Raw genomic sequence first — 20723 nt, forward strand, 5'->3', positions numbered from 1 at the left:
ATCCTGTCCCTTGGCCGATGGATACGACTCTCACAAAGGACGAGTATCATGTTTGGCAGTCATCGATCGAAGAAGGATATGGTCAGGCACTCGCAGCAGATCACAACGGCAGACACCGCCCTTGATGACGATATGAGGTCTCGGATCATCAAGTATTCGATCACCATGGGCATCAGGACGGTCTGCTTCGTGGCCGCCTATTTCGCTTTCGTCGCCGACATGCACATCCTCATGTGGGTGTGTGTTGCCGGAGCCGTGGCCCTGCCCTACCCGGCGGTGATCTTCGCCAACGCCGGCCGGGAACGCACACGCGATGACCGCTCGGCACTGCTCGATCAGGCTCCGCTGGCGGAACTGCCGCCGGCTCACGGTGAGACGATCCCCGGGGACACCCTCGACGGTGATGCCGTCGACGAAGAGACTGTCGACGATGCAGGTCCACAAGGTGCCCCCGCAGCGACCGGCCCACACCGGGATGAGACCACCCCGGATGACACCACCTCCGGTGAGACCATCCCGGGTGAGACCGTAGAAGAGAATGACGACAGGAGTGACCAGGCTTGAGCGAGCAGCTGCAGTGTTCCGCGAAGGAATGCCGGGCGTTCGCGACCCGCGCCCTGCTGTGGAACAACCCCCGCGTTCACACTCCGGACAGGAAGAAGACGTGGCTGGCCTGTGACGAACACCTGGACTATCTGCGTGACTTCCTGACGCTGCGCGACTTCTTCATCACCGACGTCTCCGTCGACGAGATTCCGGAGGACGCCGGTTGAGCCGCTATTCCTTCCTCTTCTCCGCACGCTGGCTCAAGTACATCGCGATGGCGATCATCGTCATCATCGCCTGCGTGTTCCTCGCCCTGTGGCAGAAGGACCGCCGCGATCAGCGCGAGCAGGAGATCGCGACGATCACCGCGAACTACTCCGCCGACCCCGTCGACATCTCCTCGGTGCTGCCGAAACCGAAGTCCACACTGGCCACCACCGACGAATGGACTCAGGTCGAGCTGAGCGGACGGTACTCCGACGAGGACACCGTCCTCGCCCGCAACCGCACGGTCGAGGACACACCCGGCTTCTACGTGGTCACTCCGTTCGAGGTCACCGGCGGATCCACGATCGCCGTCGTCCGCGGCTTCACCGCAGAACAGGATTCCGTGCCGCCTGCACCGCAGGGTGAGCAGACGGTCGTCACTCATCTGCGTCCCGCTCAGGACGGCTCCGACGACGAGAATCCGCAGGGCCTCATCAGGGCCATCGATCCCGCACGCATCCCCGGAATGGCTGACGGCTACTCGAATGTGTACGTCGAGGCCTCACCGGAGGAGACCGGTGGTGCCTCGGAGGAGGGACTGACCCCGCTTCCGATGCCCGAGCTCGATCCGGGCAACCACCTGTCCTATATGCTCCAGTGGTTCGCCTTCGGAATCATGATCATCATCGCCGTGGTGATCTCGGCCCGTCGAGAACGCAAGGCCTCCGCCGAGGTCGTCGAACGCAGCGATGCCGACAGCGGAATGGTCGTCATCGACAAGGCCGCCCTCGACGCAGGTGCGAAGATCAGCAGCCAACCGGGCAGCCGCTACGGGCGCAATCGCTGGGCCTCGCCCACCGTGCGCGGGCACGACGAAGCCGAAGAGGATGCCTTGTTCGAGGAGCGCTTCCGCTCTCAGTGAGCCTGCTCAGGCGAGGGTGACGAGATCGAGATACGTGTCGTTCCACAGGTCTTCGTCGCCGTCGGGCAGCAGCAGCACACGGTCGGGATCGAGCGCGGACACAGCCCCCTCATCGTGGGTGACGAGCACGATCGCACCCTCGTAGCGGCGGATCGCCGAGAGGATCTCCTCGCGGGAGGCCGGATCGAGGTTGTTCGTCGGCTCATCGAGCAGAAGCACATTCGCACTCGAGACCACCAGAGTCGCCAGAGCCAGACGCGTCTTCTCACCACCGGAGAGCACCCCGGCCGGTTTGTGGACGTCATCGCCGGAGAACAGGAATGAACCGAGCACATTGCGCACTGCGGTGTCATCGAGATGCGGGGAGTTCCGCGACATGTTCTCGAGCACTGTGCGCTCAAGGTCGAGGGTCTCGTGCTCCTGAGCGTAGTAGCCGAGCTTGAGCCCGTGGCCGGGAACGACTTCTCCGGAATCGGGTTCGTCGAGGCCAGCGAGCAGGCGCAGCAGCGTCGTCTTCCCCGCCCCGTTGTAGCCGAGTACGACGACTCGTGTGCCCTTGTCGATGGCGAGGTCGACGCCGGTGAACACCTCGGTCGAGCCGAAGCTGCGCGAGAGTCCCTCAGCCGTCAGCGGCACGCGACCACAGTCGGCCGGGGCCGGGAAGCGCAGGTTCGCGACTTTCTCCGTGGCGCGTTCGTCTTCGAGCCCGGCGAGGAGTCGGTCGGCGCGTTTGGCCATCTGCTGTGCCGCGACGGTCTTCGTCGCCTTCGCCATCATCTTGTTCGCCTGAGCGTTGAGGGCCGCAGCCTTCTTCTCAGCATTGGCACGTTCGCGGCGGCGGCGTCGCTCGTCGTCCTCGCGCTGTTTGAGGTAGAGCCGGTAGCCCATCGAATAGATGTCGATGGTCTGACGTGTGGCGTCGAGGAAGAACACCTTGTTGACCACTTCATCGATGAGGTCGAGGTCGTGGCTGATGATGATCAGTCCACCGGAGTATGCCTTGAGATGGTCGCGCAGCCACAGCACGGATTCGGCATCGAGGTGGTTCGTCGGCTCATCGAGGATCATCGTGTCCGGAGCTGAGAACAGGATCCGGGCGAGTTCCACACGGCGGCGCTGACCGCCGGAGAGGGTCCCGATCTCCTGACTGATCAGATCTTCGTCGAGGCCGAGGTTCGCGGCGATCGCGAAGGCTTCGGACTCCGCGGCATAACCGCCGGCGGCGATGAATTCGGCCTCGATGCGCGGGTAGCGGTCGATGGCCTTCGTCGCCACCTTCTCATCGGGTGAAGCCATCTGGCGTTCGGCCTTGCGCAATCGCTTGACGAGGACGTCGAGCTCACGGGCGGAGAGGATGCGCTCGAGGCCCGTGGCTTCGAGGTCGCCGCTGCGTGGGTCCTGCGGCAGGTAGCCGACGGTGCCGGAGATCGACACGGACCCCTCCGACGCCGGATGGCCGCCCATGATCACCTTCGTCAGGGTCGTCTTGCCGGCGCCGTTGCGGCCGACGAGACCGACCCGATCGCCCTTGTCGACACGGAAGGACACCTCGGACATGAGTGTGCGGGCGCCGACGGCGACTTCGAGGCCGGAAGCCTGAATCATTCTGTCTCCAAACTGCGGCCGATCATCTCGGCCAGAAATTCTTGGGGGTGGATGCCGCGGGCCTGTGCCCGAGCGATGAGTTCGTCTGCAACGGAGGCGGGCACTCGGCAGGACACAACGGTCGTTGCCTCCGCTGACTGTGCGGGCGTCGAGGTGGGCGCCGGCGCCGTGGCGGATGCCTGTCCCGAGGCAGGCGCTGATTCCGCCGTGGGGGGCGTGTCCTTGCTGGACGCCGAACGGGACGACGGCGTCCCCGCGGGCACGTAGCCCGGGCCCTCCGGGACCTCAGTGCCGTTCTGATACGCCGTGGCTGCGGCTCTGGCACGATCGTCGGCGGCCTCGTTCATCGCATGGTTGTTGTGCCCTTTGACCCATTCGAACTCGACCTCACGGCCCTTCAGGGCTGCGTCGAGGAGTTCGAGCAGGTCACGGTTGAGGACTTCCTTGCCGTCTGCCTTCTTCCAGCCCTTGCGCTTCCAGCCCGGCATCCATTTGGTCAGGGCATTGATCACGTACTGAGAATCGCAGAAGATCTTGAGGTCGTCGTCCGCCTTCGCGGTGGAATCGAGCAGATCGAGCACCGCCATGAGCTCACCGCGGTTGTTCGTCGCATTCTTCCACCCGCCGGCATGCCAGGAGGTGTCGTCGATGTACCAGGCCCACCCGGCGGGTCCGGGGTTGCCCAGAGCAGACCCGTCTGCGGCAGCGATGATCGTCAATGGTTCTCCTTGGAAGGTCTGCGCGATGCTGGTGTTCGGCCCGAACCATTCTTTCACGCCGCGCATGTGCTCGGTGCCCGCGGGGCGGTGATCTCCACGACCCCGGCCGCCACCGCAGATTCCTGAGTCAATGACGATTCGCCGAGAACAACGACGATCGCCGAGGTGGATCTGCCTCTGTCAGGCAGCCCCACCTCGGCGATGTGATCGTTCGCGTCCCCGCGGGGACGCGCCTCTGATCGACTCAGTCGATGAAGGTCTCAGATATTGAAGCCGAGGGCGCGCATCTGTTCGCGGCCGTCCTCGGTGATCTTCTCCGGACCCCATGGCGGCATCCAGACCCAGTTGATCCGGTAGGCCGGCACGATTCCCTCGAGCGACTGTGCGGTCTGATCCTCGATGACGTCGGTCAGCGGGCAGGCCGCGGAGGTCAGGGTCATCTCGATCACGGCGGTGCCGTCGTCTTCGACCGAGACTCCGTACACGAGTCCGAGATCGACGATGTTGACACCGAGCTCGGGATCGACGACGTCCATCATCGCTTCGCGCACTTCGTCGACGCTGGCATTCTGCGGTGCGTCAATGACTTCAGGCATTGTGTTTCTCCTCACGAGCTGCTTGTGTTTGGTTGAGTGCGTCCTTGAACGCCATCCATGCCAGGAGAGCGCATTTGATCCTGGCGGGGAACTTCGACACCCCGGTGAACGCCGCAGCGTCCCCGAGGATCGACTCATCCGCCTCAATTGTCCCACGAGAATGCATGAGTTCGTGGAACGCCGCTTCGATCTCGAGCATCTGCTCGACGGAGGAGTCCGCGGCCAGCTCGGAGAGCACCGAGGCCGAGGCCATCGAGATCGAACAGCCGTCTCCGATCCACCGCACCGCGATCGTTCCGTCCTCCGACAGCTCGGTCTCGAGTTCGATCTCATCGCCGCAGGTCGGATTCACCTGATGCGAATAGCCATGCGGTGAGGCTGCGGCGTCACGGAGCAGTTCGCTGTTGCCGATGCGTGCCCGGGACTGGTCGAGGATGACCTGCTGGTAGAGCTGCTGCATCTGCGTGCTCATCGGTTCACTCCCCAACTCATGCGACCCCGAAGAAGGGCCGCACTTCTGCCAGAGCAGCAAGGAAGCGGGTGCAGTCTTCGACGTTGTTGTACAGGTACGTGCTCGCCCGCGTGGAAGCGGTGACCCCGAAGCGGCGGTGCAGCGGCTGGGCGCAGTGGTGGCCCACCCGCACGGCGACACCCTGAGAGTCGAGGTACTGTCCGACGTCATGGGCGTGGACGCCGTCGACGTCGAAAGCCACCGTCCCGATCCGGTCAGCGGCATCGCCGAGGACGCGGATTCCGGGGATCTGCCCGATCCCGTCGAGGAGGACACGGGCGAGTTCCTTCTCATGGTCGAACACATTGTCCAGCCCCACCTCGGTGAGGTAGCCGATCGCAGTCGCAAAGGCAGCGACCTCAGCCACGGGCTGTGTGCCGGCTTCGAACCGCTGCGGAGCGGGCATGAACTCGGTCGCCTCCATGGTCACCGTGGTGATCATGGAGCCGCCGGTGAGCACCGGCGGCAGAGCGTCGAGCAGCTCGGACCTGCCCCACAGAGCACCCAGGCCGGTGGGTCCGAGCGCCTTGTGAGCGGAGAACGCTGCGAAGTCGACGTCGAGGTCGACGAGGTCCACGGGCATATGCGGTACGGACTGGCACGCATCGAGGACGACGTACGCTCCGGCGGCGCGAGCCCGTTCGACGAGTCGGCCGACCGGATTGATCGTGCCGAGGACGTTGGAGACGTGCGTGAAGGCGAGCACCTTCGTCGATTCGTCGACGATCGTGTCGAGGACGGCCAGATCGAGTTCACCGGAATCGGTGACCGGCAGCCAGCGCAGCTGCGCTCCGGTGGAGGCCGCCAGCTGCTGCCACGGCACGAGATTCGCGTGGTGCTCCATCTCGGTCACGACGATCGAGTCGGCGGGACCGAGGGCGAAGCGCGCTGCGGCCTCTCCCCCGAATCCGCGGCTGGCCCGATCCATGCCCAGCGCCACGATGTTGAGCGCCTCGGTGGCGTTCTTCGTCCAGCACACCTGTTCCGGCGTGCCGCCCACGAGCCCGGCAGCGGCGATCCGACCGTTCTCGAACGCGTCCGTGGCCTCGACGGCCAGGGCGTGCGCGCCCCGGTGGACGGCGGCGTTGCGCTGTTGGAAGTACTCGGTGAAGGTGTCGATGACGCACTGCGGCTTCTGCGACGTGGCACCCGAGTCGAGATACGACAGCGGCGACTCCCCGACCCTCACGTCGAGAATCGGGAAGTCGCCCCTCAGACGTGAGAACATCAGACGCCGGCGGTGAAGAAGCGGTCGTAGCCTTCGTTCTCGAGGCGTTCGGCCAGTTCCGGTCCGCCTTCCTCTGCCACCTTGCCGTTGATGATCACGTGGACGTGATCGGGCTTGATGTAGTTGAGGATGCGCGTGTAGTGGGTGATGAGCATGACGCCGACGTCGGTGGCGTCCTTGACGCGGTTGACGCCTTCGGACACGATGCGCAGCGCATCGACGTCGAGGCCCGAGTCAGTCTCGTCGAGAACGGCGAAGCGCGGCTTGAGCATCTCGAGCTGCAGAATCTCGTGACGCTTCTTCTCACCACCGGAGAAGCCTTCGTTGACATTGCGCGAGGCAAACGCGGGATCCACCCGCAGGTCCTCCATAGCCTGCTTGAGGTCCTTGGTCCAGTTGCGCAGCTTGGGAGCTTCACCATCGATGGCGGTCTTGGCCGAACGGAGGAAGTTCGTCACGGTCACGCCGGGAACCTCGACGGGGTACTGCATGGCCAGGAACAGGCCTGCCTTCGCACGCTCGTCGACGGACATCTCGAGGACGTCCTCACCGTCGAGTGTGACCGAACCGGAGGTCACTTCGTACTTGGGGTGACCGGCCAGGGCATAGGCCAAAGTCGACTTGCCGGAGCCGTTGGGCCCCATGATGGCGTGGGTCTCGTTCGAGTTGATGACGAGGTCGATGCCGTTGAGGATGGGCTTGAGACCGGAATCGGTGTTGACACCGACATGCAGGTCTTCGATCTTGAGAGTGGACATAATGATCCTTCTTCTTCGGTCTTGAGGTCAGTTGAGGGTTGTGTTCGGGTCGACGAGGATGCGGCCGGCGATCTCTTTGCAGTCATAGACCGCGACGGGTTCGAACGCCGGCGGATTCACCGGTCTGCCCGTCGTCAGGTCGAACTGCGATCCGTGCAGCCAGCATTCGATGGTGCTGTCCTCGACGTCCCCTTCGGCCAACGACACCTCACCGTGGGTGCACAGGTCGTCGATGGCGTGAATCGTGCCGTCGGAGTCGCGAGCCACGCAGATCTCGAACTCGCCGATCTCGATGCGCATGGTTCCGCCGGGGGCCACCTCGTCGGTGGCCGCCACGTCGATCATGGTCACAGAACACTCCGGGACAGTTCGTCCTCGATGCGTTCGTTGAGCACGTCTTCGATCTCGGGCACCTGGATCTTCTGGATCACTTCGTTGAAGAATCCGCGCACCACAAGCTGACGAGCGACGTCTTCGGGGATGCCGCGGCTCATGAGGTAGAACAGGTGCTCCTCATCGAAGCGGCCCACCGAGGAGGCGTGGCCGGCACCGGCGATGTCACCGGTCTCGATCTCGAGGTTCGGCACCGAGTCCGCCCGGGCACCGTCGGTGAGGATGAGGTTCCGGTTGAGCTCGTAGGTGTCGATGTCGAGGGCCTCGGGACGGATGAGCACATCGCCGATCCACACGCTGCGCGCGTCCTTGCCCTGCAGAGCGCCCTTGTAGTGGACGTTGGACTGGGCCTTCGCAGTGTTGTGGTCGATGTAGGTCCGGTGCTCGAGGTGCTGACCGGCATCGGCGAAGTAGAGGCCGAGCAGTTCGGCCTCTCCCCCGGCAGCCGAGTAGCGCACGTTCGTGTTCAGGCGCACGACCTCACCGCCGAGGGTGATGTGGATGTGCTTGAACTTCGCGTCCTTGCCCACGATCGCGTCGTGTTGACCGAGGTGCTGGGAGCCGTCGTCCCACAGCTGCAGCGACACGAAGGTGACATCCGCGCCGTCGCCGATGACGAGTGAGACGAGCTCGGAATACCGCGCCAGTCCCTCGTGCTCGACGACGATGGTCGCCTTGGAGTTCGCTCCTACGGTGACGACGACATGGCCGTGGCCGAGTGCCTCACCGGTGCCGTCGGCGTGGATGATCGCAGCGCGATCGAGTTCGGTGTCTGCGGGGACCGAGTAGTGCGTGACGGCAGCGGCTCGGTTGGCGGCGACGGCCGCGGCACGGTCCTCGGGTTCGAGGATGCCCAGTTCCTGAGCGGACTCGAGCGAGATCTCCTCGACGGACAGGCCCTCGGGCAGGTCCGACTCGAATTTCAGCGTCGCCTCGGTGGCGGTGTCCTCGAAGAACTCGCTGAACTTGCGCACGGGAGAGAAGCGCCATTCCTCCTCCCGGCCGGTGGGCACGGGGAAGTCGGCGACGTCGAAGCTGCGGGTGCGGGCATCGCGCTTCGAATCGGGCACCTGGACTTCGGAACCGTGCGAATGCTCCGAGAGGCCAAGCGGATTGGTGGTATCAGTCACAGATTTACTCCTTTGAGTGCAGTGGGCGCTGGGTCGGGTCTCAGCCGACCGCGCCTTCCATCTGCAGTTCGATGAGGCGGTTGAGTTCGAGGGCGTACTCCATCGGGAGCTCACGTGCGATGGGCTCGACGAAGCCGCGCACGATCATCGCCATCGCCTCGGTCTCCTCCATGCCGCGGGACATGAGGTAGAAGAGCTGATCCTCACTGACCTTCGACACGGTGGCCTCATGGCCGAGTGTGACGTCGTCTTCGCGAATGTCGATGTAGGGGTACGTGTCCGAACGGGAGACGTTGTCGACGAGCAGGGCGTCGCAGAGGACGTTGTTCGACGAGCCTTCAGCGCCCGGGTGGACGTGGACGAGTCCCCGGTAGCCGGCGCGACCGCCGCCTCGGGCCACGGACTTCGACACGATCGACGAATGGGTGTGCGGAGCGGCGTGGACCATTTTCGCACCGGTGTCCTGGTGCTGTCCCTCGCCGGCGAAGGCCACGGACAGCGTCTCGCCGCGAGCGTGCTCACCCGTGAGCCAGATGGCCGGGTACTTCATGGTCACCTTCGAGCCGATGTTGCCGTCGACCCATTCCATGGAGGCGCCCTCTTCGGCGATGGCACGCTTGGTGACCAGGTTGTACACGTTGTTCGACCAGTTCTGGATCGTCGTGTAGCGGACCTTCGCGTCCTTCTTCGCGATGATCTCGACGACGGCCGAGTGCAGGGAGTCGGTCTTGTAGATCGGAGCGGTGCAGCCCTCGACGTAGTGCACCGAGGATCCCTCGTCGGCGATGATGAGCGTGCGCTCGAACTGGCCCATGTTCTCCGTGTTGATGCGGAAGTAGGCCTGCAGCGGGATCTCGACGTGGACGCCCTTGGGGACGTAGACGAAGGATCCGCCGGACCAGACCGCGGTGTTCAGCGCGGCGAACTTGTTGTCGCCGGACGGAATGATCGAGCCGAAGTACTCCTCGAAGATCTCCGGGTGCTCGCGCAGACCCGTGTCGGTGTCCATGAAGATGACACCCTGGGCCTCGAGCTCCTCGTTGATCTGGTGGTAGACGACCTCGGACTCGTACTGAGCTGCGACACCGGCGACGAGGCGCTGCTTCTCCGCCTCGGGGATGCCCAGACGGTCATAGGTGTTGCGGATGTCCTCGGGGAGGTCCTCCCAGGAAGTCGCCTGTCCTTCGGTGGAGCGGACGAAGTACTTGATGTCGGCGAAGTCGATTCCGGTGAGGTCGGCGCCCCAGTTCGGCATCGGCTTCTTGTCGAACAGGCGCAGCGCCTTGAGCCGACGCTTGAGCATCCACTCGGGTTCGTCCTTGAGCTTCGAGATGTTGCGCACGACGTCTTCGCTCAGTCCGCGAGCTGCGGTCGCTCCTGCGTCGTTCTCGTCGTGCCAACCGTATGCGTACTGCCCGAGGTCTTTGAGCTCGGGGTTCGCATCGATGATCCGATTTCCTGTGTCAGTCATCGTGAACCTCCTTGAGGTCGATCATTGCTGTGGATGAGTGGTCTGGTCAGTTCCGAAGTCGGAATGTGGGTGGTGCACACATGGTCTCCCTGTGCCAACGACGACAGCCGGCGCACATCGACGCCGAGGTAGTCGGAGAACATCGCGAGTTCTGCTTCGCAGATCTCCGGGTACTCCGCTGCCACGGCTTGGATCGGGCAGTGCCCCTGGCACAGCTGCATCGCCTCCAACGGGGTTCCGGCCGCGACCGGTGTCGCCGAGGCGGCGTACCCTTCCCGTGTGAGTGCAGCAGCGAGTGCACGTGAGCGAGACGCCACTGTGGTGCCGCCGCGCTTGTCGAGCTCCGGTCCGAGTCGGTCCCGCAGTCGGCCCACGAGGTCTTCGGTGAAGTCCTCCACAGCCGATCTGCCGTGTTTGTCCTCCATGAAGCGCAGGATATTCACGGCCAACTCGTCGTAGGAATGACTGACCGAATCATGTCCGGCCGTCGTGACCACATAGTGCCGGGCCGGTCGGCCCCTGCCCGCCTGTTTGCCGGCGAGTTCACGGACCTCGATGAGGCCCTCGCTCTCCAGCGCGTCCAGGTGACGACGGATCGCTGCGGGAGTCAGCTCGAGGGCTTTGGCCAAAGACGAAGCGGTGATCGGCCCTTCGTCGAGCACCGACTGGAAGACCTTCTGCCGGGTTCGGCGGTCTTCCGTGTCGTTTGCAGCCATAATCCACCTCCTTGACTAACACAACATTAGTGTTGCGTAATTTGTTCCGTAAAACTAGGTGAGCCTAACCATCACCCGATTCGACGCCGCTCATCTGCCGTTTCGACACCGGTTTCGACGCGTCGTAGAATGGCCTGGTGTCCACTCCGGCCCTGACCATTCGCGGTCTCCAGTATTCCTACGGCACCCACCGTGTCGTCGACGGAATCGACCTCACGGCCGAGACCGGATCCGTCCTCGGCGTACTCGGCCCCAACGGCGCCGGCAAGTCCACGACGATCTCTCTGGCCGTCGGCACCCGTCGTCCGGACTCAGGCACGGTGGAGATCTTCGGCCACGATCCGGTCACCGATCATGCCACGACGTCGCAGCTGGCCGGGGTCATGCTCCAGGACGGCGGACTGCCGATGAGCTCGAAGCCCCTGCAGGTGCTGCGCCATCTCTCCTCCCTCTATGAGAACCCCCGGCCGGTCGACGAGCTCGCCGATCCCCTGGGACTCCACGACTTCGCCGGTCGCACGATGCGCAGACTCTCCGGCGGGCAGAAACAGCGCGTGGCTCTGGCCGCAGCCCTCATCGGCCGGCCCCGGCTGGTCTTCCTCGACGAGCCCTGCGCCGGCCTCGATCCGCAGGCCCGCGAGGTCGTCCACAGCTTCATCCGCGATCTCGCCGAACGCGGAGTCGCCGTCGTCCTCACCACTCACGACCTCGCCGAAGCCGAGGAGCTCTCCGACGAAGTCGTCGTCATCGATCGTGGACGCATCATCGCCCAAGGAGCACCCGAAGAGCTCCGCAGCGCCTCCGCCGGGTCACGGTCGCTGACGATTCGTCTGGACTCCCCCGTCCCCGCCGATCTGGTCGATCGACTCGGTGAGCTCGGCCCAGCCTCGGCGCAGGACTCCCTCATCACCATCGACGGGGCGCCGACAGCGGCGCAGATCGCGGCCGCATGCACGGCCATCGCCGAGGCCGGGCTGCAGATCACGGACATCGGAATGCAGAGGCAGTCCCTGTCCGATGTGTTCTTCGAGCTCACGGGGAGGCCGCTGCGATGACATTCAGGCGCATCGTCTCCCAGACGAAGTTCGAGACCCTGTCCGTTCTGCGCAACGGCGAACAGCTGCTGCTCTCAGTCATCTTCCCCCTCGGCCTGCTCGTCTTCCTCGCGAAGACACCCCTGCTCACCGGCCTCGGCGTCATCGACGCCGGTGCCGATCCGCTGTCGATCGCCGTACCCGGGGCGCTGAGCCTGAGCCTGGCCTCCAGCGCATTCACCGGTCAGGCGATCGCGACCGCCTTCGACCGCCGGTACGGAGTGCTGCGGCAGTTGGCGACGACTCCGCTGGGCACGAACGGGCTCATCCTCGGCAAGCTCGGCGCCGTCATCGTCGTCGTCCTCATCCAGTACGCGCTCGTCTTCACCGTCGCGGCGGCTCTCGGTTTCCGAGGACCCGTCGACGTCCTCGGACTCGTCCTGGCCACACTGCTCGGCACCGCTTCGCTGCTGTCTCTCGGACTGCTCATGGCCGGGACCGTCCGCGCCGAGGCGACATTGGCGGCCACGAACCTCATCTGGGTGCTCATGGCCGGCGTCGGTGGCCTCGTCATCGCGCATCCGGGAGAATGGGGAACAGTTGTGGGCTACCTGCCCTCCGGTGCACTCGGCGACGCCATGCGGTCCGCCATCGGAGACGGCGGCACAGATATCAAGGCAATCATCGTGCTCCTGGTATGGGGGCTTGTGGGAACGCTTGCGGCACGCAGGTGGTTCCGATTCGAATGAGGAGAGAAGTGGTCACGAAGAAGATCCGCATCGCCGCTTGGGCCATGCTCATCGCCCAGGCCGGGATCATCCTGACCGGCGGAATCGTCCGGCTCACCGGCTCGGGACTCGGGTGTTCGGACTGGCCGAAATGCACCCCCGATTCGCTCGTGGCCACCAGCGAGATGGGCATCCACGGCGCCATCGAGTTCGGCAACCGCCTCCTCGCAGTGGCTCTGGCGATCCTCGGCGTGTGCATTGCGCTCATGCTGTGGAATCACCGGAAGAAGCGCCCGGACCTCTTCTGGCTCAATATCGGGCTGCTGGCCATCGTGCCCGTCCAGGCCGTCGTCGGCGGAATCACCGTGTGGACGAAGCTCAACCCCTGGGTCGTCGCCGGACACTTCGTTCCCTCGGCGGTCGCCGTCGGTGTTGCCGCCTATTTCGTCCGCCGCACCTATGACACAGGCGTGCGACTGAATGCCAAGGCTCCGTCGCCCCTTCCGGCACTGGGCTGGATCATCCTCGGCCTCACCGCCGTCATCGTCATATTCGGCGTGCTGACCACCGGTGCCGGACCTCACTCGGGCTCGACGATCTCGACCCGCAACAACCTCGACAACATCTGGATCACACGACTCCATGCCGCACCGGTGTGGCTGCTCGTCATCGCTACGATCTCCGCCCTGGTGGTCGCCCGGAAGAAGGTGCAGACCGCGATGGTCGCGCCGCTGATCGTGCTCCTCATCGTCGAGATCGTGCAGGGAGTCATCGGATATGTGCAGTACTTCCTCGGCGTGCCCGAAGCCATCGTGGCTCTGCACATGGTCGGGCTGTCCGCTACGATCGCGGCCAGTGTCGCCGTCCTCGACAGCGCATACCCGAGAAGCATCGACGTTTCGTCCGGTCGCTTCCTGACCGCGGCAGTCTGATCACGCTGCTGTCCGCGACCGTCCGAACGTGTGACCGCCTGATCGCTCAGTCTGCCTGAGCGCACCCCTGTCAACGACGGTCTGAACGATTCCCTGCCTGGGACTGCCTGAGTGTGCTTCTGTCTGCGACTGTCGGAACGAGTACCTGTCTGCGACTGCCGAAACTCCTCGGTTCAATGACCACAAACAGGAACGAGCCGCGAGGCGGACCGCCCATGCTGTTGGGCCGCTGCGGCACCGCAGTGCTGTACACACATTTCGATCGTTGACCGGCGAATCGGTACGCCTTCTTCTGAAATGCCCACCGAAGAACGTGATGATTGCAGAGAAACCCAGACCACAATAGCCTTCACCACCTGCCCGTCAGCGTAAGCCGCCTCCCGCGCCTGTGGGCCCTCAGCGGGTGTCCACCTCCGGCGCTCACACAGAGGAAGCCCGCTCCGGGACGCCTACAGACGAGGCCCGCCACCCATTGTGGGTGGCGGGCCTCGTCTGTAGGCGCAGTGTGTGCTCGGCGGTGGGCCGTCAGCTCACCAGACGCCGGGGATCAGAGTGGGGACGAACGGGTCGATGGCCACTGCCAGGAAGAGCAGCGACAGGTAGGTGATCGAACCGTGGAAGACCTTCATCGCCTTGAGCGAGGTGCCGTCCTTGCCCTGTTTGGCGCGGGAGACCAGCGAGTAGCACGACCACAGGAACCATGCTCCGGCGCCCACGGCCACGATCGTGTAGACCGGGCCCATGGGAGCGACGGGGATGAGCGCCAGAGAACATGCGATCATCGCCCACGTGTAGAGGATCATCTGCCGGCCGACGGATGTCGGCGGAACCTTCGAGGGCAGCATGGGCACTTCGGCGGCGTCGTAGTCAGCCTTGTATTTGATCGCCAGCGGCCAGTAGTGCGGCGGGGTCCAGAAGAAGACGACGAGGAAGAGCAGCACCGGTTCCCAAGCGACTCCCCCGGTCACGGCCGACCAGCCGATGAGCACGGGCATGCAGCCGGCGGCGCCGCCCCACACGATGTTCTGTGAGGTGCGGCGTTTGAGGACGAGGGTGTAGAAGACGGCGTAGAGCAGGATCGCCGAGGCGGTGAGGCCCGCCGTGACCCAGTTCGTGAATCCGCCGAGCCAGAAGATCGAGCCGATGCCCAGCACGAAGGCGAAGATCAGCGCAGAGCGGGGGCTGATCTCACCGGTGACGAGGGGACGATCCTTCGTCCGCTCCATCTTCGCGTCGATGTCACGGTCGACATAGCAGTTGAAGACCGACGCCGAAGCCGCTGCGGCGGCTCCGCCGATGAGGGTGTTGATGACCAGCCAGATGTTCGGCAGGCCCTGAGCAGCCAGGAACATCACGGGTGCGGTCGTGACGAGGAGCAGCTCGATGACACGCGGTTTGGTCAGTGAGATATAGGCACTGATGATCGAACGTGGTCGGGTTGCGAGTTTCTGCTCGTCGATGGCCCTCTGCAGAGGTCGTTCACTCTGCTCTTCCCGGTTCTGACGAAGTTTGCTCACGCCCTTGATTCTACCTGCTGTCGAAGTTTTTTCCAGTCGCGCGAAGGCGAGTCGAATCACTGACGATGCGGACGAGGAAGGCCACTGCGGCGCACACGGGAGCAAGCACGATGACCTGCACGATGAGTGCCGAGAGGAAGCTCAGCGGGGCCGACTGCGGATCCGTTCCGAGGACGCCCAAATCGACGCACAGACCGAGGACGCCGGCGAGGACGGAATAGCTCAGAGCCGTCGTCCACACCAGTCCGCCGCGTCGGGCGTTGAGCATCACAGCCAACGCTGCGGCGAAGGGCGTGAGCAGCAGCAGAGTGCCCAGTGTCCAGAGCCCGAGCTCGCCGAGGTCGACGCTGCCGCGCAGCGGCTGTCCGATCGCCGACGACACGGCGATGGTCGTCAAAGCGAAGAACACGGGGCATGTCGCCCCGAACCGGGAGAGTGCTCGACGGAGCCGTCTGGTCTGGTGGGCCACCTCGGCGAGGTCGGGACGCCTGCCCGCGAACCACTCGGGTCGCCGGTCCGCGTTGTCTGCTCCAGCGGCATCGATCACGGGATCAGCACCCTCGCTCACCCTGTCACCTCTCCTGTCGACGACGGTCTCTGCTCGGTCTTCTCGTCACGCAGCAGTTGTTGAATGTCGAATCACAGCTGTGCGCGAGATGACACTCTACCCGTCAGTAGCCTGAATGTCTCGCACCCCGCTGGTGCGACCGGCAGACAAGGGCGGCGCTTCCGGCATCCGACGGGTAGAGTTTGAATGCACGCTCTCAGACGAACGAAGGATCGCTCGACGACATGACAACTCTGTCCTGGACTGAACTCGACAATCGCGCAGTCGACACTGCCCGCCTCCTCGCCGCGGATGCGGTGCAGAAAGCTGGGAACGGACACCCGGGCACTGCAATGAGCCTGGCTCCCATCGCCCACTACCTGTATCAGCACGGACTCACTCACGACCCGGCCGACCCGACTTGGGTCGGCCGTGATCGTTTCGTCCTCTCCTGCGGTCACAGTTCGCTCACCCAGTACATCCAGCTCTACCTGGCCGGATTCGGGCTCGAACTCGACGATCTGAAGGCGCTGCGCACGTGGGGTTCGCTGACCCCGGGTCACCCCGAGGTCGGGCACACCGCCGGCGTCGAGATCACCACCGGACCGTTGGGCTCCGGACTGGCCTCGGCCGTGGGCATGGCCATGGCCGCTCGCCGTGAACGCGGACTCTTCGACCCCGAGGCCGCCCCCGGCACCTCGCCGTTCGATCACTCGATCGTCGTGCTCGCCTCCGACGGCGACCTCGAAGAGGGTGTGTCCGGTGAAGCGTCCTCGCTGGCCGGTACGCAGGAGCTGTCGAATCTGCTGGTCATCTGGGACGACAACAAGATCTCCATCGAAGACGACACCGCGATCGCCTTCGGCGAGGACACCTCCGCCCGCTACGCCGCCTACGGCTGGCACGTACAGCACGTCGACTTCACCGCAGGCGACGACTACAACGAGGACATCGCAGCCTTCCACGCCGCCGTCGAGGCCGCGCGCGCCGATAACCGCCCGTCGTTCATCCGACTGTCGACGATCATCGCCTGGCCGTCTCCGAACGCACAGAACACCGGCGGATCGCACGGTTCGGCGCTCGGTGAGGACGAGATCCGGGCTACCAAGGAGATCCTCGGCTTCGATCCCGAGAAGACCTTCACCGTCGACGACGAGGTCCTCGCCCACACCCGTCAGGCCCTCGACCGCGGTCGTGCCGCTCACCTCGAATGGGACACATCCTTCGCCGAATGGCGCAGCGCGAACCCGGATAACGCGGCTCTCTTCGACCGCCTGTCCAAGCGTGAGCTGCCCGCCGGTCTCGATGCGGCCTTCCCGGTCTTCGAACCCAGCGAGAAGGGCATCGCCACTCGCGCGGCCTCCGGTCAGGTGCTCAATGCGATCGCCGAGACCATGCCGGAGCTCTGGGGCGGTTCGGCCGACCTCGCAGGTTCGAACAACACACTGATCAAGGGTGAGCCGAGCTTCCTGCCCGCGCACCGTTCGACCGATGCGTTCTCCGGCAATGAGTACGGACGCAATATCCATTTCGGTGTCCGTGAGTTCTCCGCCGGCCTCATCGGCAACGGCATCGCCCTCCACGGCGGAACCCGCCCGTACACCGGCACGTTCCTCGTCTTCAGCGACTACCAGCGCCCGGCCGTGCGATTGGCCGCCCTCCAGCAGCTGCCGAACCTGTTCGTGTGGACCCACGATTCGATCGGCCTCGGCGAGGACGGTCCCACGCACCAGCCGATCGAGCACCTCTCGGCCCTGCGCGCCATCCCCGGCCTCGACGTCGTCCGTCCGGCCGATGCGAACGAGACCGCGGTCGTTTGGCGGAAGATCCTCGACCGCACGGACGGACCCAGCGGACTCGTGCTGACCCGTCAGGCCGTGCCGGTCCTCGACCGTGAGAAGTACGCCCCCGTCTCCGAGGCGGCACGCGGCGGCTATGTGCTCACCGACTCCGGAGACCAGCCGGAGGTGGCGATCATCGCCAGCGGCTCCGAGGTCGCCATCGCCCTCGAAGCCGCCGAGGCTCTGCAGACCTCGGGCGTCGCTGCACGCGTCATCTCAATGCCGTGCCAGGAGTGGTTCGACGCTCAGCCGGAGGACTACCGGACCACAGTGCTGCCGCGCTCCCTCAAGGCCCGTGTGAGCATCGAAGCCGCCTCGGCGATGAGCTGGCACAGGTACCTCGGCGATGCCGGTCGTGCCGTGTCCATCGAACACTTCGGGGCGTCCGCGGACTACCAGACCCTGTACGAGAAGTTCGGCATCACGGCCTCGGCCGTCGTCGACGCAGCCAAGGAATCCATCAACGCAGCAAAGGCGGAAGCATGAGTGAACGTCTCCAGCAGCTCGGTGAAGCCGGGGTCTCGATCTGGCTCGACGACCTCTCGCGCACCCGGCTCGAGTCCGGCGACCTCGCCCGACTCATCGCGGACTCCTCCGTCACGGGAGTGACGACGAACCCGACCATCTTCGAGAACGCGATCTCCGCTTCCGACGATTATGATTCCGCCATCGCCGAACTCGGTGCCTCCGGCGCCGATGTGGATTCGGCCATCGAGGCCCTGACCACGGCGGATGTCGCCGAGGCGGCCCGCATGTTCCGACCGGTCTTCGAATCCACGGACGGTGAGGACGGCCGCGTGTCCATCGAGGTCGCTCCCCCGCTGGCCCATGATGCAGAAGGCACCGTGGCCGCGGCGAAGTCCCTGTGGGAACGCGTCGGCGAACCCAATGCGATGATCAAGATCCCCGCCACCGAGGAGGGGCTCCGGGCGATCTCCGAGACGATCGCAGCCGGGATCAGCGTCAACGTCACTCTCGTGTTCTCCCTATCTCGGTACCGTCACGTCGTCGAAGCCTTCCTCCAGGGGCTGGAGAAGGCTCGCGTCGCCGGACATGATCTCTCGACGATCCGGTCGGTGGCCTCGGTGTTCGTCTCCCGTGTGGATTCGGAGATCGATTCCCGTCTCGATGCCATCGACGATCCGAAGGCCGAAGACCTCAAGGGCAAGGCAGGAATCGCCAATTGCGTGCTTGCCCAAGAGATCCACTCGCAGCTGTTCACATCCGAACGCTTCCGGGTCCTCGAACTCGCCGGAGCCCGGCCGCAGCGCCTGCTGTGGGCCTCGACGGGAGTGAAGAATCCCGACTACGCCGACACGATGTATGTCACCGGTCTCGTCGCGCCGAACACCGTGAACACGATGCCCGAGACCACTCTGGAGGCCTTCGCCGACCACGGTGAGGTCACCGGGCAGATCACGCCGGAGCACTATCGTGCCGCCGACGAGGTCTTCGATGCTCTGGCGCGACTGGGCATCGACTACGCCGACGTCATGACCGTGCTCGAAGAGCAGGGTCTGGAGAAGTTCGACGTCAGCTGGACCGAACTGCAGGACACGATCCGTACTGCGCTGGAACTCTCATGAAGCTCTCACTCTCTGTCCCGGTCGGCGAAGAATTCGATGCCGAGGCTGCGCGTCTCATCGACGCCGGTCTGGCCTCCCGACTCAGCAGCCAGGATTCCGAACTGTTCGACGGTGCCGCGGATGCCGCGGACCGGATGGGCTGGGTGGATCTGCCGCAGGCGGCCGCAGAGCTGCTCGATCAGATCGATTCCCTGCGGACACGACTGCAGGAGCAGGATCTGCGCACGATCAGCCTGGCCGGAATGGGCGGATCGTCACTCGCCCCCGAAGTGATGGCACAGACCGCGGGCGTCCGGCTCGAGATCGTCGATTCGACGGATCCGAACCAGGTCGCCGAGGCGATCGGCACCGACCTCGAACACACGGTCCTCATCATCGCTTCGAAGTCCGGAACCACAGTCGAGACGGATTCGATCCGACGCAGCTTCGCAGCGGCTTTCGAAACGATCGACGTCGATCCGGCGTCCCGGATGATCGCAATCACCGATCCGGGGACGGAGCTCGAGGCGTTGGCCGCCGAGCAGGGTTTCCTCGCGACGTTCCTCGCCGATCCCTCGGTCGGCGGACGCTTCAGCGCACTCTCGGCCTTCGGGCTCGTTCCCGCGGGTCTGGCCGGTGCCGATGTGCGCGGAATCGTCGCCGAGGCGGCTGAGTCCGCCCGGGGCCTGGCCGCCGACAGTCTGGACAACCCGGCTCTGCGATTCGGCACCTGGCTGAGCATCGCCCACGCCAGGACGACGGAGAAGCTCGTCCTCGCCGAAACAGCACCGCAGCTGCGCGGCCTCGGTGCCTGGGTCGAACAGCTCGTCGCGGAATCGCTGGGCAAGGACGGGCAGGGCATCCTTCCTGTCGTCGTCGACTCCCCCGCCGACATCGGGTTCTCCGATGCGCGAGCGGACGCGCTGCTGTGTCTGCTCGGCCCTTCGGCCGACGGCGCGGAGCTGGGCGCACCGTCCGGTTTCGAAGCCACGATCACGGGCGGATTGGGTGAGCTGTTCCTGTTCTGGGAGTACGCCACAGCCATCGCCGGATACAGCATCGGAGTCAATCCCTTCGACCAGCCCGATGTGGAAGCGGCGAAGGCGCAGGCCAGGCAGCTGCTCGACGGACCGGACTCCGACCGATCCGAGCTGCCGACGTTCCGTGAGGGAGAGATCGACGTCCTCGACGTCGTCGACGAAGCAACGGATCTCGTCGGTGCTCTGCAGGAGCTCTTCGCACAGGTCGACGAGTACGGGTACGTCGGGATTCAGGTCTACCTCGATCGGATTGCCGATGCCGAGTCGGCGGAGCTGCGTCCGCTCGTATCCGCTCATGCGGGCGTGCAGACGACGTTCGGCTTCGGTCCCCGCTACCTGCATTCGACCGGTCAGTATCACAAGGGCGGGCATCCGAACGGAGTGTTCCTCCAGATCACCGGTGAGGCTCGCACGGATCTGCTGGTGCCGGGACGAGGCTACGGCTTCGCTCAGCTGCAGCGCGCTCAGGCCGCCGGTGATGCTGCGGTGCTGACCGAGAAGGGACGGCCCGTGCTGCGCCTACATCTGCTTGACCGCGCCCGCGGGCTCGAACAGCTGCGAAAGGCGATCGCGTCGATCAGCCCCCTCCACCACTTCGGCCTCGACTGATCTGCCCGCGTCTGGTCGGCAGTGCTCGTGGCCAGAGCGATCGACGAATGAGAAGGACCCCGACCGATTCGGTCGGGGTCCTTCTCATTCGTCCACCGGCGACCCGCC

General features: G+C 64.9%; 20 protein-coding genes and 1 pseudogene. 9 read left to right on the forward strand and 12 right to left on the reverse strand.

Annotated elements, in window-relative coordinates; all coding sequences use genetic code 11:
- Positions 1-48: 48 nt before the first annotated feature.
- Genes EB835_RS04675 through EB835_RS04685 form a run of 3 tightly spaced genes read left to right on the forward strand, consistent with a single transcriptional unit; the run spans position 49 to position 1675 of the window.
- Positions 49-564, forward strand: coding sequence for a DUF3099 domain-containing protein (locus tag EB835_RS04675; RefSeq protein WP_240688549.1), 516 nt, complete (start codon positions 49-51; stop codon positions 562-564).
- The gene (locus tag EB835_RS04680; RefSeq protein ID WP_135808316.1) at positions 561-773 is read left to right on the forward strand and encodes a hypothetical protein; all 213 of its coding nucleotides are present in this window, start codon (positions 561-563) and stop codon (positions 771-773) included. The genes EB835_RS04675 and EB835_RS04680 overlap by 4 nt, the downstream gene beginning before the upstream one ends.
- Positions 770-1675 carry an SURF1 family cytochrome oxidase biogenesis protein gene (locus tag EB835_RS04685; RefSeq protein WP_135808317.1) on the forward strand — a complete coding sequence of 302 codons (906 nt, stop codon included), beginning with the start codon at positions 770-772 and terminating at the stop codon, positions 1673-1675. Before EB835_RS04680 ends, EB835_RS04685 begins: the two co-directional genes overlap by 4 nt.
- A gap of 6 nt (positions 1676-1681) precedes the next feature.
- On the opposite strand, the gene EB835_RS04690 is transcribed toward EB835_RS04685, so the two are convergent.
- The 10 genes and pseudogenes from EB835_RS04690 to EB835_RS04735 all read right to left on the reverse strand — a co-directional run bounded on the left by EB835_RS04690 (position 1682) and on the right by EB835_RS04735 (position 10802).
- On the reverse strand, positions 1682-3280 hold the full coding sequence (locus tag EB835_RS04690; RefSeq protein WP_135808318.1) for an ABC-F family ATP-binding cassette domain-containing protein: 1599 nt from the start codon (positions 3278-3280) through the stop codon (positions 1682-1684).
- 290 nt (positions 3281-3570) lie between these two features.
- Positions 3571-3999, reverse strand: a pseudogene (locus EB835_RS20535) (ribonuclease H); the annotation flags it as partial.
- A gap of 260 nt (positions 4000-4259) precedes the next feature.
- On the reverse strand, positions 4260-4595 hold the full coding sequence (locus EB835_RS04700; protein WP_135808320.1) for a metal-sulfur cluster assembly factor: 336 nt from the start codon (positions 4593-4595) through the stop codon (positions 4260-4262).
- Positions 4588-5067 carry a Fe-S cluster assembly sulfur transfer protein SufU gene (sufU, locus tag EB835_RS04705; protein ID WP_168216631.1) on the reverse strand — a complete coding sequence of 160 codons (480 nt, stop codon included), beginning with the start codon at positions 5065-5067 and terminating at the stop codon, positions 4588-4590. Before sufU ends, EB835_RS04700 begins: the two co-directional genes overlap by 8 nt.
- Positions 5068-5083: 16 nt before the next feature.
- Positions 5084-6334 carry a SufS family cysteine desulfurase gene (locus EB835_RS04710; protein ID WP_135808321.1) on the reverse strand — a complete coding sequence of 417 codons (1251 nt, stop codon included), beginning with the start codon at positions 6332-6334 and terminating at the stop codon, positions 5084-5086.
- Positions 6334-7092, reverse strand: coding sequence for a Fe-S cluster assembly ATPase SufC (gene sufC / locus EB835_RS04715; RefSeq protein ID WP_135808322.1), 759 nt, complete (start codon positions 7090-7092; stop codon positions 6334-6336). Before sufC ends, EB835_RS04710 begins: the two co-directional genes overlap by 1 nt.
- Before the next feature lie 27 nt (positions 7093-7119).
- Positions 7120-7443: a non-heme iron oxygenase ferredoxin subunit gene (locus EB835_RS04720; RefSeq protein ID WP_135808323.1), complete on the reverse strand. Its 324-nt coding sequence runs from the start codon at positions 7441-7443 to the stop codon at positions 7120-7122.
- On the reverse strand, positions 7440-8615 hold the full coding sequence (gene sufD / locus EB835_RS04725; RefSeq protein WP_135808324.1) for a Fe-S cluster assembly protein SufD: 1176 nt from the start codon (positions 8613-8615) through the stop codon (positions 7440-7442). The genes EB835_RS04720 and sufD overlap by 4 nt, the downstream gene beginning before the upstream one ends.
- A 40-nt stretch (positions 8616-8655) precedes the next feature.
- Positions 8656-10086, reverse strand: coding sequence for a Fe-S cluster assembly protein SufB (sufB, locus tag EB835_RS04730; RefSeq protein WP_135808325.1), 1431 nt, complete (start codon positions 10084-10086; stop codon positions 8656-8658).
- Positions 10083-10802 (reverse strand): helix-turn-helix transcriptional regulator, encoded by a 720-nt coding sequence (locus tag EB835_RS04735; RefSeq protein ID WP_135808326.1) that lies wholly within the window; start codon positions 10800-10802, stop codon positions 10083-10085. The genes sufB and EB835_RS04735 overlap by 4 nt, the downstream gene beginning before the upstream one ends.
- A gap of 137 nt (positions 10803-10939) precedes the next feature.
- Here EB835_RS04735 and EB835_RS04740 point away from each other — a divergent pair, with 137 nt between their 5' ends.
- Genes EB835_RS04740 through EB835_RS04750 form a run of 3 tightly spaced genes read left to right on the forward strand, consistent with a single transcriptional unit; the run spans position 10940 to position 13496 of the window.
- Entirely contained in the window at positions 10940-11857 is a 918-nt protein-coding gene (locus tag EB835_RS04740; RefSeq protein WP_135808327.1) for an ABC transporter ATP-binding protein, read from the forward strand.
- Positions 11854-12585: an ABC transporter permease gene (locus EB835_RS04745; RefSeq protein ID WP_135808328.1), complete on the forward strand. Its 732-nt coding sequence runs from the start codon at positions 11854-11856 to the stop codon at positions 12583-12585. The genes EB835_RS04740 and EB835_RS04745 overlap by 4 nt, the downstream gene beginning before the upstream one ends.
- 8 nt (positions 12586-12593) lie before the next feature.
- A complete protein-coding gene (locus EB835_RS04750) occupies positions 12594-13496 on the forward strand; it encodes a COX15/CtaA family protein (protein WP_240688550.1) in 903 nt (300 codons plus the stop codon).
- A gap of 530 nt (positions 13497-14026) precedes the next feature.
- Here the strand turns inward: EB835_RS04750 and EB835_RS04755 are convergent.
- On the reverse strand, positions 14027-15013 hold the full coding sequence (locus EB835_RS04755; protein WP_135808330.1) for a heme o synthase: 987 nt from the start codon (positions 15011-15013) through the stop codon (positions 14027-14029).
- A 10-nt stretch (positions 15014-15023) separates the two neighbouring features.
- On the reverse strand, positions 15024-15581 hold the full coding sequence (locus tag EB835_RS04760; RefSeq protein WP_135808331.1) for a hypothetical protein: 558 nt from the start codon (positions 15579-15581) through the stop codon (positions 15024-15026).
- A 224-nt stretch (positions 15582-15805) separates the two neighbouring features.
- Between EB835_RS04760 and tkt the strand changes: the two genes are divergently transcribed.
- The 3 genes from tkt to EB835_RS04775 are packed head-to-tail and all read left to right on the forward strand — an operon-like array spanning position 15806 to position 20615.
- Complete coding sequence (gene tkt / locus EB835_RS04765) at positions 15806-17887, forward strand: transketolase (RefSeq protein ID WP_135808332.1); 2082 nt, start codon at positions 15806-15808, stop codon at positions 17885-17887.
- Positions 17884-18987, forward strand: a complete 1104-nt coding sequence (gene tal / locus EB835_RS04770) for a transaldolase (RefSeq protein WP_135808333.1) — start codon at positions 17884-17886, stop codon at positions 18985-18987. The genes tkt and tal overlap by 4 nt, the downstream gene beginning before the upstream one ends.
- A complete protein-coding gene (locus EB835_RS04775; protein ID WP_135808334.1) occupies positions 18984-20615 on the forward strand; it encodes a glucose-6-phosphate isomerase in 1632 nt (543 codons plus the stop codon). The genes tal and EB835_RS04775 overlap by 4 nt, the downstream gene beginning before the upstream one ends.
- Positions 20616-20723 lie beyond the last annotated feature (108 nt).

Source organism: Brevibacterium sp. S22 (genome assembly GCF_004745485.1).
In the GTDB taxonomy this organism is placed as follows: Bacteria; Actinomycetota; Actinomycetes; order Actinomycetales; family Brevibacteriaceae; genus Brevibacterium.

Bases quoted from the DNA above. Each gene is read 5' to 3' on its own strand.
- EB835_RS04675 (WP_240688549.1), top strand. From the start codon at position 49: ATGTTTGGCAGTCATCGATCGAAGAAGGATATGGTCAGGCACTCGCAG.
- EB835_RS04690 (WP_135808318.1), bottom strand. From the start codon at position 3,280: ATGATTCAGGCTTCCGGCCTCGAAGTCGCCGTCGGCGCCCGCACACTC.
- EB835_RS04700 (WP_135808320.1), bottom strand. From the start codon at position 4,595: ATGCCTGAAGTCATTGACGCACCGCAGAATGCCAGCGTCGACGAAGTG.
- sufU (WP_168216631.1), bottom strand. From the start codon at position 5,067: ATGAGCACGCAGATGCAGCAGCTCTACCAGCAGGTCATCCTCGACCAG.
- EB835_RS04710 (WP_135808321.1), bottom strand. From the start codon at position 6,334: ATGTTCTCACGTCTGAGGGGCGACTTCCCGATTCTCGACGTGAGGGTC.
- sufC (WP_135808322.1), bottom strand. From the start codon at position 7,092: ATGTCCACTCTCAAGATCGAAGACCTGCATGTCGGTGTCAACACCGAT.
- sufB (WP_135808325.1), bottom strand. From the start codon at position 10,086: ATGACTGACACAGGAAATCGGATCATCGATGCGAACCCCGAGCTCAAA.
- EB835_RS04735 (WP_135808326.1), bottom strand. From the start codon at position 10,802: ATGGCTGCAAACGACACGGAAGACCGCCGAACCCGGCAGAAGGTCTTC.
- EB835_RS04745 (WP_135808328.1), top strand. From the start codon at position 11,854: ATGACATTCAGGCGCATCGTCTCCCAGACGAAGTTCGAGACCCTGTCC.
- tkt (WP_135808332.1), top strand. From the start codon at position 15,806: ATGACAACTCTGTCCTGGACTGAACTCGACAATCGCGCAGTCGACACT.
- tal (WP_135808333.1), top strand. From the start codon at position 17,884: ATGAGTGAACGTCTCCAGCAGCTCGGTGAAGCCGGGGTCTCGATCTGG.
- EB835_RS04775 (WP_135808334.1), top strand. From the start codon at position 18,984: ATGAAGCTCTCACTCTCTGTCCCGGTCGGCGAAGAATTCGATGCCGAG.